Raw genomic sequence first — 11,751 nt, 5'->3', positions numbered from 1 at the left:
TTAAAATCATCTCATTTTCGAAAATAAAGGAGATTTTTTCCTCTACTGTGTTCGATCTGCAATCCTCTGACTTCTCACGAATAAGCTAGCTGTACTATTTCGAAAAAGCGCAATTTGGAAATTTGGAGTATATTATTTTCATTCTAGGTGGTGACGCCTGAGCGTCATAGTTGTTTTTTCATGTTTTTCCTGATATCTTGCCTTTCTTCTGCTAAAAAGCTATCTTAGATAACTTTTGGGACTGCCTCTTTTTCTGTATATTGCAGTAGGCTGCTTCAAGAAGTATTCACAAATAATGGACGGGGATGAAAGAGAGTTGTAAACCAGTTTCAAATGTGTTATAGTTAGATTATTGGAATTTCGACCTGAAGTCACATATTGTAGAGGGTTATGATTTTAATACTATAACCTTGTACAATATGTGATTTTTTTTGAAATTTTGAATTCAATTAAAAATGAAAATGTGGAGGTAATTAATCATGGAAACAGGAACAGTAAAATGGTTTAATGCAGAAAAAGGATTTGGTTTCATCGAGGTTGAAGGCGGGAACGACGTATTCGTGCACTTCAGTGCAATTGTTGGCGACGGCTTTAAATCGTTGGACGAAGGCCAACGCGTTGAATTTAACGTAGTGCAAGGTAATCGCGGTCCACAAGCCGAGAATGTTGTTAAACTGTAAGACTTCTGTTACAAGGCCCCAGCCATAGTGTTGGGGTCTTTTTTCTTATTCCAGGTAAGAAAGAGGGATGTTACTTGTACAATTCACGCAAAAGACCAATGAGTGATCTTCCAGAGGAAATGACAACTATATGGTCATGCACCAATAAAAAGTGCAACGGATGGATGAGGGATAACTTCGTTTTTTTGGCTCAGCCGGTGTGCGGTCAATGCAATTCTTTCATGGAGAAAGGCGAGAAAATGCTACCGATTTTAGCAAATACAAGTCCTACTCAGACTAAGCATAAGCACTAAATAAAATGAGGATCGGGTAACATCAAAACCGTAACTACACTCACCGCAAGCGCCACCTATGTGGCGTTGCCTTCGGCAGGCCCTCTCCTTCATACTGAACCCCCGCTCACAGAGTGGGGGTTCAGCCTTTCTAGGATGAAATTGTAGACCTAAGATGAGTTTGGAGAATCGTATCACAAGTAACGATAGAGTCGTTACTATTATCCTTAATATAAACAAAGTAACCTTTTGCAACGCTATCGGCACTTTGTAAATAGTATCTGCATACAGAGGAGGTGTAAGGGGTGCGGCAATGGATTGAAGGAGCTCGACAAGGCGATCAAATTGCATGGGAGCAGCTAGTGCAGCATTTTAGCGGAATGGCATTTTCAGTGGCATATGCCAAGTTAGATGATTGGTGTCTGGCGGAGGATGCCGTACAGGAAGCGTTCACGGAGGCTTTTGCTAATCTTGACAAGCTGCAGGATGCGGAGGCGTTCCCTGGATGGTTTAAGATTATTGTCGAACGTAAATGTTATCGTATTCTTCGCCATAAGAAACCTGCGATGATGCTGCTGGATGAAGATATCGCAATGGATGCTGAGGAATTCGATGTAGAGCTTATCGCAGAAAGAAGGGAATGGCACCAGAAGCTTCATCAATCTGTCGAGGGTTTATCTGATCGTTTAAAACTGGCAGTTCAGCTATTTTATTTTCAAGGGTACTCTATCAAAGAAATATCAAGCTACCTGGGGGTATCTCCCTCTGTGCTAAAAAAACGGTTGTTCGATGCTCGAAATAAGCTGAGATCGTCGATGCTTGTCACCGACTTTATATCTGTGTTCAACGAAATTTACGAAGGAGGAGAAGCGATGCTACATATAGTAAACGGAGATCATATCGGGGACAAGTTGAAGGAAGGGAATATTCGCGGAGATATTCTGGTCTGGAGAGAAGTGTATCCGGTAGGTCCGGTATTCCTTGAAATGAGTGAGCACCATCAGAGTCCGTCCAGATCGGCATATTTGGAGAGAACTTTAGGTATTCCGCCAGAAGACTATATATCAAATTGCAAGTCCCAGGAGCAGGTTCTTCATAACTTCCATAAGTACGATGAAGTAGTGTTATGGTTTGAGCACGATTTATTCGATCAGCTCATGTTAAGCTTTTTACTGCACTGGTTCTCAGCTCAGACGCTGGGTCATACAAAACTAAATCTGCTGTGTATAGGCAACTATCCAGGGATTGATTTATTTAGGGGATTGGGAGAGTTAACAACGAAGCAGCTGGAAAAGTTGTCAGGCACGTGGCAGCGGATCGGGCGGAAGGAACTGGAGACTGGCCGGAAAATTTGGGAGGCGTACACTTCCCCTGATATTACGCGGCATGTTGATATTTTGCATGAAGACACATCGGCATTGCCTTTTGCTAAAGCGGCTCTTGAACTACATTTGTCTCGTCTGCCCTCCACAATGAACGGGTTGGGTATTGTAGAGCAGACAACCTTGGAGCTCGTTCGGGATGGAGTGAGTACTCCGCTGGAGTTGTTTAAGGAAATAGGGAACCGAATAAGTGTACTAGGAATGGGTGATCTGGAATTTTGGTATCGATTAAGGAGTCTGTCGGAACGACCGAATGCTTTATTAGAGATACAAGGTCTCTATTCATTTCCTGATTATCGAAAGAAAGGGGACCCCTCCTTTAATGAATGCGTTGTTGCATTAACGGAAGTAGGAAGGGAAGTAGCGGCGGGTGTAAAGGATTGGATGAAGATTAAGGAGATAGATGAGTGGTATGGCGGTCTGCGACTGCATGGTGATTTAGCATGGCGCTGGGATTCTGAGAGTAAGCAACTGGTGTGAAAGCCGGATGGAACAATGGTGTTTATTTTGATAAAAAGAACGTCGGATTTTGGGGCAAGGCATAGGTCAGCGAAAACTGTTTAACCAGCTCGATTTTGGTGTAAAATGTACAAGTACGGTTGCTGAAGACTACAAAATATTTTCATAGGTGATGTGGGCCTTGCCCGCAAACCTCAACTGAGGAGGTATAGCTTATGGTAGAAGCCAATCAAATGATTGTTCCGCATTTATGGTACGATAAGGAGGCAAAAGAAGCAGCAGAGTTTTACGCTTCCATTTTCCCGGACTCAAAAAATACGAATGTTACAGCTCTCTATGACACACCCTCAGGTCAATGTGATGTTGTCTCTTTTGAAATATGGGGGCAGAAGTTCATGGCAATCAGTGCAGGGCCTTTTTTCAAGTTCAATCCGTCGGTGTCTTTCATGGTTAATTTTGACCCGTCGAGGGAAAAAGACGCAGATAAGAAAATAAATGAGGTTTGGAACAAATTATCTGAAGGTGGCACAGCATTAATGCCGCTTGATAAGTATCCGTTCAGTGAGAGGTATGGATGGATTCAGGATAAATATGGTTTAACGTGGCAGTTGATTCTTACCAACCCAGAAGGTGAGGAGCGGCCTGCGATAATTCCTTCTTTTATGTTTGTCGGCGATAAATGCGGCAAGGCGGAGGAAGCGCTTCATTTTTATTTATCAGTATTTAACAACTCAAAGCAAGGTCATATTGCTCGCTACTCTAAGGGCATGGAGCCTGATAAAGAAGGTACAGTCATGTTTTCCGATTTCATGCTGGAGAATCAGTGGTTTTCAGCAATGGACAGCGCGCAGGAGCATCATTTTAGCTTTAACGAGGCCATCTCATTAATGGTGTATTGCGATACACAAGAAGAGATCGATCACTACTGGGAAAAGCTCTCCGCTGTTCCTGAAGCCGAGCAATGCGGCTGGCTGAAAGATAAGTATGGCCTATCCTGGCAGATTGTTCCGAATGAGATGGACGAGATGATGAGCAGGGGTACGCCGGAGCAAATTGAGAGAGTAACGAAAGCATCTCTTAAAATGAAAAAAATTGATCTTGCGGATTTACGGAAGGCATACAAGGGGTAAAGAGAATTGGATCTTAAAAGCACTGTTCCCAGTCATACTGGGATGCAGTGCTTTTTTGATTTTTGCTTGTTAACCGAGTAATACCGATAGCGTAATGGTCTGAAGTATCAATAAATTATTTGTTTTTGATCCAGGTCAAAGAATCTTTACCCCTTTCCTAATATACTGAGCTTACAAATTAAAGGGAGGCAATAATCATGACAAACAAAACGTATCAATTGGAGACCGTATCCTGTCCAAGCTGCATCGCGAAAATCGAGGGAGCAATGAAGAAAACGGCGGGTGTCACAAAGTCCGAGGTGCTATTTAATACTTCGAGGGTCAAGGTTACTTACGACGAGAGCCTGGTTTCTTCAGAGGAGCTTAAAGGCAAAATAGGAAAATTGGGCTACAAGATTTTATCGGAAAAATAAAGCGGAAAGGGGCATCGGCTCATGTTAAAACTGACTAAAGGCCAAATCATATGGGTATCCGGAATTTTAGCCGCGGTGTCCTTTATGCTAAAGAAGCTGGTGGGGTATGAAGCGATTACGATCATTCTAATGCTTATGACTACAATCATCGCAGGGGTCCCGATTTTCAAAAAAGCGGTTGGCGCTTTAAGGTACAGAATCGTAGGTATTGACGCTTTGGTGACCCTTGCAGTGATCGGAGCGCTCCTTATCGGAGAATATTGGGAGGCTGCGGCTGTCACCTTTCTGTTTATGCTCGGGGATTATCTGGAAGTAAGAACAATAGAAAAAACAAGATCCTCCATCAAGGCGCTGCTTGATCTGGCTCCTAACACAACCAGGGTAAAAAGAAACGGCATCGAGACATTTATCGAACCCGATGAAGTAGCACAGGGTGATCTGGTGATTGTGAAGCCCGGAGAGAAAATATCAGTTGACGGTACGGTCGTTGAAGGCTCCGCCTATGTCAATCAAGCAACGATTACCGGGGAATCTGTTCCCGTGAACCGCGGTGTGGAAGAAACGGTATTTTCAGGGACTATTGTCGAATCAGGATATCTTGTGATCCGTTCGGACAGGGTTGGTGATGACACAACCTTTGCAAGGATTTTGCAGATGGTTGAGGAGGCGCAGGACAAAAAGGCGAAAACACAGAAATTCCTTGAAAAATTTTCCCGCTATTATACGCCGATTATCATTCTTTTGGCAGTGGTTCTATACTTGGTCACAAGAGATATTGAGCTCGCGTTAACTCTTCTCGTGATCGCATGCCCTGGCGCACTTGTAATATCTACCCCGGTTTCCATTGTCGCCGGTATTGGCAACGGTGCAAAGCACGGAGTTCTTGTAAAGAGCGGCGAAATCATGGAGAAACTGGGGACTATTCATGTGGTCGCGTTTGACAAGACAGGTACTATAACGGTCGGAAACCCCGGTGTGACCCGGGTAAAAGCGTACAAAACGGATGAAGACGAATTGCTGAGAATTGCCGCCATCGGTGAATCCTATTCGGAGCACCCCCTTGGTAAAGCTATCATCGTAAAGGCAGAGGAGAGGTTTGGCGTTATCACGCAAGTGCCTGAAAATATGCAAATCATCACAGGTCAGGGGCTTATATTCAGTCTTCACGGCGAGGTATATTACATCGGCAACCGAAAGCTGTTCGAGAGCAACGGGATCAGCGTGACAAGCTATGAGGATGATCTTAGAATTGAGGAGGAACAGGGACAGACCGTGGTCATCGTCGGCAATAAGGATGGCATTAATGGTATAATTTCCATAGCTGATAGCATCCGGGAGGACGCGGGAGCTTTAGTTGCCAGCCTTAAATCACAGGGCGTAAAAAAGGTGGTCATGCTGACCGGGGATAATCGAAGAGCTGCAAAGTCGGTCGCCGATGAAATCGGCCTAGATGATTATTACAGCGAGCTTTTACCCGACGACAAAGTAAGGATTCTTGCCGAGCTGGAGAAAGAATACGGAACGATTGCCATGGTTGGCGACGGGGTCAACGATGCACCAGCGCTCGCTTCTGCGAGCCTGGGAATTGCTATCGGTGGTGTTGGAACCGATGTCGCTATGGAAACCGCCGATGTGGTGCTGATGTCGGCGGAGGTTGGTAAGCTGTCCTATGCGATTGGCTTAAGCCGGGCGACCGTGCGCAACATGAAGCAGAACATCTATTTTGCACTGGTGGTGGTAGTGCTGCTGTTAGCAGGCGTGCTCATCAAAACGGTGAACCTGTCCTTCGGGATGCTGGTGCATGAAGGCTCGGTGCTGCTGGTCATCCTGAATGCGATCCGCTTGCTCGAATATGGAAAATCCAAAGGGAACATTCATGATCACATTCATGATCATAAAGGGAGGGCTATAAGTGAATAGCTGCGGTCATTATGGGAGTCATGCAAACTGTATCGAAAGCGTGCCGATATTCGGAAGCTTGAGCCGTGAAGAAATGCTGGAAATTGCCCACATCGCTTCTTCGCAGACCTTTGAGAAGCACGATATGGTATACATGGCGGGTGATCAAGGTGGTACGCTGTTCGTTGTGTACACAGGCAGGGTGAAAATATCCAGACTTAACGTAAATGGCAGGGAACAGGTCATTCGCGTGATCGGGCCTGGCGAATTCATCGGGGAGCTCTCTCTGTTCAGTTCCCTGCCGTTGACCGATAACGCACAGGTGCTGGAAGCATCGACTATGTGCGTGATTCAGGGGGCAAAGCTAAAAGAGCTGATGGCAAAATATCCATCCATTGCTTTTAAGGTGCTGGATGAATTGAGCCGACGGCTGGAAAAGGCGGAAAACCTCATTGAAACCATCAGCTTAAGCACGGTGTCTCAGCGATTGGCGAGGGCATTGCTTGAACTATCAGAGGGGAGTCAAGAGGTTCTTCTGAATATGTCGAAAGGGGATCTCGCCTCACAGATCGGTATGAGTCAGGAGACTCTGAGTAGAAAGCTCGCAGTACTGCAGGAGGAAGACCTGATCGAACTGAAGGGTCATAAAAGAATCATCATTAAAAACAGATCAGGCTTAGAGGAAATGTGCTGAACATAATTACCGTTCCTTAGTTAATTGGAAGCGATAAGCGCCATTTACAAAAGGAGCGGTTTTTTTGTATTTCTGCCACTTGATAGCTGAGAGGCAGTATGCTAACATATAACCGACAGACAGTCGGTCTATTCGAAAGGGTGTAATAGATAATGAGAACGGTGAAGGAAGCTGAAGAACGCAAAAATGAAATACTTGACGCGGCAGATGAGCTTTTCGGTCAGAAGGGCTTTGATGGCACAAGTACTAACGATATTCTTGCAAAGGTCGGAATCGCGCGGGGAACGCTGTATTATCACTTCAAGTCGAAAGAGGATATTATGGACGCACTGATTGAGCGGTATAATGTCCGGATAATAAGCGCGGCGCAGGAGGTCGCCGAAGATAAGAGCATTCCTGTCATCGAGCGCATAATCCGGGCTGTTATGGCACTAAACATAAGCGGTGGAAGCAGTCAGGAAATTATGGATCACATTCACAAGCCGCAGAATGCGCTTATGCATCAAAAGATACACAAGGTCATCATCCAAGGTGTTCCGTCGATCCTAACGGGAATCATCCTTGAGGGCATTGAGCAGGGAATGTTCAGTACGCCGTATCCGTATGAATGCATGGAGATGGTTGTGATCTATGCCAATACCGTGTTTGATGATGATATGGTTGCAATGACGAACGAGGAGCGCGCTTCACGAATGCTGGCTTTTATCTGCAATGTAGAAAGACTGCTCGGAGCCGAAAGCGGAAGTCTTATGAGCGTTATGAGGATGTTTGGCGGAGAAGATGGAAGCAGCTATGAATAGCTCGGGAAAATCCTTCAGAAAGTTTCTGCTTCTGTGGTCGGGACAGCTTACCTCAGCGATAGGAAGCGGGCTTACGTCGTTTGGGCTTGGGATATATGTTTTTCAGCAAACGGGGAAGGCATCCGCAATGGCACTTGTCACCTTGTTGGCCTTCATGCCGTCACTTCTGTTAAGTGCTTTTGCGGGAGTGCTTGCAGATCGCTATGACCGCAGGCTTCTCATGATGCTGGGCGACAGTCTTTCCGCGACAGGTCTGATATACATTTTGATTTCTGATATTAAGACAGTGTGGGAAGGATTATTGGCGCGGGCAAAGGTAGAGGAACGGGATTTCTCATTATCATCGCCGGGCTTTTGTTATGTATGACTTCGGTCATTCTGTATAACTTAAGATCGGTTAAAAAGCTGGAGGTGACTTATGTATTACAGGATCATCCGTAATGACCTAGCCAAAAGCAAGCTCATATCGCTAACAACCCTGATATTTATTGCTGCCGCGGCGATGCTGGTCTCCCTCGCAGCTGTGCTTATTGTTAATTTATCCGGTGCGATTGATCAGTTAATGACACAAGCCAAAACCCCGCATTTTATGCAGATGCATTCGGGTGCTATGGATAAAGATCGGCTAGCGGCTTTCGCGCAGCAGAACAGCACTGTGGATGAATTTCAGACCCTTGAATTTCTCAATATGGATGGAGCGCAGATTGTAATCGGGAAAAGCTCACTGGCAGGTAGTGTTCAGGATAACGGCTTCAGTACCCAAAGCGGTACATTTGATTATCTACTTGACCTTGAAGGAGAAGTCATTCATGCATCCGACGGGGAGCTTTATGTTCCTATAAGCTATATGAAGGACGGCATGGCGCAGGTCGGTGACAAGGCTGTTGTATCGGGAAAGGAATTTACCGTTGCGGGTTTCTTGCGCGATTCACAAATGAATTCACTGCTAGCCTCGTCAAAGCGATTTCTGGTGAGTGAACATGACTATACGGAATTAAAAAATTCCGGAAGCATAGAATATCTGATCGAGTTCAGGCTCAAGGACTTGTCCGAGCTTGGTGCATTCGAAACCGCTTATACCTCCGCAGGGCTTGAGGCCAACGGACCAACGATTACATACTCGCTATTTAAAATGATGAATGCCATGTCCGACGGACTGATGATTGCCATTATTCTTCTTGTAAGCGCGCTTGTGGTTGCTATCGCATTTATGTGCATACGCTTTACGCTCCTCGCGAAGATCGAAGACGATTACCGTGAAATCGGTGTTATGAAAGCATTAGGACTACGAGTCTCCGACATTAAAAAGATTTATCTTGCGAAATACGCGGCGATTGCGGCGGCCGGCTGTATGCTCGGATTTGCCCTTTCGTTTGTGTTCAGAGGCATGCTTCTGGAAAATATACGGCTGTATATGGGGGAAAGCAACAATTCCTTTGCGGCCTTACTGTTCGGAATCATCGGCGTACTGCTTGTATTCCTCGCTATTGTTGCGAATGTAAGCGGCGTGCTGAGGCGTTTTCGGAAAATATCCCCTACGGAAGCTATATGTTTTGGTTCCTCGCAGGAGAAATCAGCGGGTGCAAAGTATTTTCGCCTGAGTACAAACAGATTGTTCAGCACGAATATATTTCTGGGTGTCAAAGATGTTTTAGCAAGAAAAAGACTTTACGTCACCATGCTTCTGGTGCTTGTGATTTCGACGTTTATCATAATGGTTCCTCAGAACTTGCACAATACGATTTCTTCGAAGAGTTTCAGCACCTATATGGGGATAGGCAGCTCCGATCTGCGCATTGATATTCAGCAGACCGACCGTATTGCCGAGAAAGCAGTGGAGATTGCAAAGGTGATGGAGAGTGATAAATCCATTTCCCAATACGTTGTGCTGACGACCAAAACGTTCAAAGCAAAAACGGAGAATGGCTCGGAAGAAAGGCTGAAAATTGAGCTTGGTGATCATTCCATATTTCCGGTAGCGTATTCCAAGGGAAGAGCGCCTGCTGCAGAAGACGAGATTGCGCTTTCCGCTATAAATGCCGATGAATGGGGCAAAAAGGTCGGGGATGGCATTACACTCGTAATTGACGGCAAGGATAGAAAGCTCACGGTATGCGGTATTTATTCCGATGTCACCAACGGCGGCAAGACCGCAAAGGCTGTTTTCACCGACAATTCTTCAGATATTATGTGGTCCATTATTTCAGCGAAGCTTTCGGATAAATCACATGCTCCCGGAAAGATTTCGGAGTATGCGAACCGCTTTGATTATGCCAAGGTTACGAGCATCGATGAATACATTAAGCAGATATTCGGCTCGACAATAAGCTCCGTCGGGAAGGCTTCATTTGCAGCAATTGTTATTGCTCTGATCATAACGATACTGGTTACACTGTTATTCATGAAAATGCTTGTTGCAAAGAACGGATATTCCATTGCCGTCATGAAGGCACTCGGGTTTACAAATTCTGATATAAAGGCGCAGTATGTGTCGCGTTCGGTATTCGTTCTGATTGTTGGTATTGTTCTTGGAACGCTTCTGGCAAACACGCTAGGAGAGGTGCTTGCAGGTGCGGTTATCGCCTCGTTTGGAGCGTCTTCGTTTCATTTTGTAGTCAATCCCGTCTCGGCATATCTGCTTTGTCCGCTGATGATGATATGCTCGGTACTTATTGCAGCCCATACAGGCATATCGGGCGTGGGACAAATCAAAATTTCGGGGAATATAAAGGAGTAGCTTATGAAGAAGATTATTATTGGTGATAACATCGTAAAATCTTTCGGAGAAGGCGATGAAAAACACAATGCTCTCGATGGAGTGTCCATCCAAATCGACGAAGGCGAGTTCGTATCCGTTATGGGACCTTCTGGCTCAGGAAAATCGACACTGATGTTTGCATTGAGCGGAATGGACGGCCTTGACGGTGGAAGAGTTGCTTTTGACGGCAGGGATTTAACCGCACTTAAGGAAAATGAGTACGCCGACATACGTAGAACCAGTATGGGATTTATTTTTCAACAGCCGACTTTTCTAAAAAACTTGAATATCCTTGACAACATCATGCTTCCTTCTATGCGTGATAACAGAAAAAATGTAGCGGAGATTACCGAAAGAGCAAGAGCGCTTATGAAAAGGGTGGGCATTGCGGAGTTGGAACAACGTGATATTACACAGGTTTCGGGAGGACAGCTTCAGCGTGCAGGAATATGCCGTGCACTTATGAGTTATCCGCAAATTATATTTGGTGACGAGCCGACGGGAGCGCTTAACTCAAAGTCTGCGGAGGAGATTATGGACATCTTGTCCGAAATCAACTCGGAGGGTACTTCGGTTATGCTCGTGACGCATGACGCAAAAATTGCAGCGAGAACGGAGCGTATTATGTTTATGCGCGATGGGAAAATAGTGAGCGAATTGCTGCTACAGAAATTCAGCGGGACAGATATTGACGACAGGATGAAAAGAGTCGCGGCGAGAATGCGGGAAATAGGAGTATGATTGGTGTTATCGGGTGCTTCTCTTATAAAGAGACAGCACCCGATTTTTTAAGAAGATCTATTCAAGCTACTTCGCATTCTCATCCGGCTGATGAATACCAAAAATATTTCCTTCGGTATCCATGTAGTATCCCTGCCATGCCATTCCGGGTAACGCATATTTAGGCAGTGCAAGCGTACCGCCGTTATTCAGTATTTTAGCTTCAGTGGCATCATAATCCGCTACCCCCATGGTACATGCGTAACCATTCAAGGCAGTTCCTGGCTCCGGGGCAGCACCTTGACGCTGCATCAAAGCTCCATTGATTCCCATTTCAGAATCTTTGCCCGTCACTGCACCGAAATAAGGCATTCCGGCATAGCTGCTCCAATCCTCAAATGTCCATTCAAAAACCTCACCATAAAATTTTTTCGCGCGCTCCATATCATTCACATGGATTTCAAAATGAACTAATCTGCCCATAAGCTCCTCCTAATTTTTGATTTCTTCTCTTTCATTATTGCAATTAGAATAGGATAATAAT

Annotated in this window: 12 protein-coding genes; 11 read left to right on the top strand and 1 reads right to left on the bottom strand. The window is 45.3% G+C overall.

All coding sequences use genetic code 11. The features are described 5' to 3' along the window. Window positions 1-479 precede the first annotated feature (479 nt). From BLS49_RS20565 to BLS49_RS20515, 11 genes are all read left to right on the top strand, one after another. Complete coding sequence (locus BLS49_RS20565) at window positions 480-680, top strand: cold-shock protein (RefSeq protein WP_068779348.1); 201 nt, start codon at window positions 480-482, stop codon at window positions 678-680. Window positions 681-754: 74 nt separating this feature from the next. Next, window positions 755-973, top strand: a complete 219-nt coding sequence (locus BLS49_RS20560; protein WP_091235268.1) for a cold-shock protein — start codon at window positions 755-757, stop codon at window positions 971-973. Window positions 974-1,257: 284 nt separating this feature from the next. Beyond that, on the top strand, window positions 1,258-2,814 hold the full coding sequence (locus tag BLS49_RS20555; RefSeq protein ID WP_091235267.1) for a sigma-70 family RNA polymerase sigma factor: 1,557 nt from the start codon (window positions 1,258-1,260) through the stop codon (window positions 2,812-2,814). Between the two features lie 194 nt (window positions 2,815-3,008). Further along, window positions 3,009-3,923 carry a VOC family protein gene (locus BLS49_RS20550; RefSeq protein WP_091235265.1) on the top strand — a complete coding sequence of 305 codons (915 nt, stop codon included), beginning with the start codon at window positions 3,009-3,011 and terminating at the stop codon, window positions 3,921-3,923. A gap of 197 nt (window positions 3,924-4,120) precedes the next feature. Then, a complete protein-coding gene (locus BLS49_RS20545; protein ID WP_091235264.1) occupies window positions 4,121-4,336 on the top strand; it encodes a heavy-metal-associated domain-containing protein in 216 nt (71 codons plus the stop codon). A gap of 21 nt (window positions 4,337-4,357) precedes the next feature. After that, complete coding sequence (locus BLS49_RS20540; protein WP_091235262.1) at window positions 4,358-6,256, top strand: heavy metal translocating P-type ATPase; 1,899 nt, start codon at window positions 4,358-4,360, stop codon at window positions 6,254-6,256. Further along, window positions 6,249-6,929, top strand: coding sequence for a Crp/Fnr family transcriptional regulator (locus BLS49_RS20535; protein ID WP_245742621.1), 681 nt, complete (start codon window positions 6,249-6,251; stop codon window positions 6,927-6,929). Before BLS49_RS20540 ends, BLS49_RS20535 begins: the two co-directional genes overlap by 8 nt. Before the next feature lie 152 nt (window positions 6,930-7,081). Then, window positions 7,082-7,729: a TetR/AcrR family transcriptional regulator gene (locus BLS49_RS20530; RefSeq protein WP_091235260.1), complete on the top strand. Its 648-nt coding sequence runs from the start codon at window positions 7,082-7,084 to the stop codon at window positions 7,727-7,729. Next, window positions 7,722-8,096 (top strand): MFS transporter, encoded by a 375-nt coding sequence (locus tag BLS49_RS20525; RefSeq protein WP_245742619.1) that lies wholly within the window; start codon window positions 7,722-7,724, stop codon window positions 8,094-8,096. The genes BLS49_RS20530 and BLS49_RS20525 overlap by 8 nt, the downstream gene beginning before the upstream one ends. Before the next feature lie 51 nt (window positions 8,097-8,147). After that, window positions 8,148-10,466: an ABC transporter permease gene (locus BLS49_RS20520; RefSeq protein WP_091235259.1), complete on the top strand. Its 2,319-nt coding sequence runs from the start codon at window positions 8,148-8,150 to the stop codon at window positions 10,464-10,466. 3 nt (window positions 10,467-10,469) lie between these two features. Further along, entirely contained in the window at window positions 10,470-11,228 is a 759-nt protein-coding gene (locus BLS49_RS20515) for an ABC transporter ATP-binding protein (RefSeq protein ID WP_091235257.1), read from the top strand. Window positions 11,229-11,294: 66 nt separating this feature from the next. Here BLS49_RS20515 and BLS49_RS20510 read toward each other — a convergent pair whose 3' ends face one another. Further along, window positions 11,295-11,690, bottom strand: coding sequence for a VOC family protein (locus tag BLS49_RS20510; RefSeq protein ID WP_091235256.1), 396 nt, complete (start codon window positions 11,688-11,690; stop codon window positions 11,295-11,297). Window positions 11,691-11,751: the final 61 nt, after the last annotated feature.

It is taken from the genome of Fontibacillus panacisegetis (assembly GCF_900102215.1).
Lineage (GTDB): Bacteria > Bacillota > Bacilli > Paenibacillales > Paenibacillaceae > Fontibacillus > Fontibacillus panacisegetis.
This window is presented reverse-complemented; position numbering and strand designations above follow the sequence as displayed.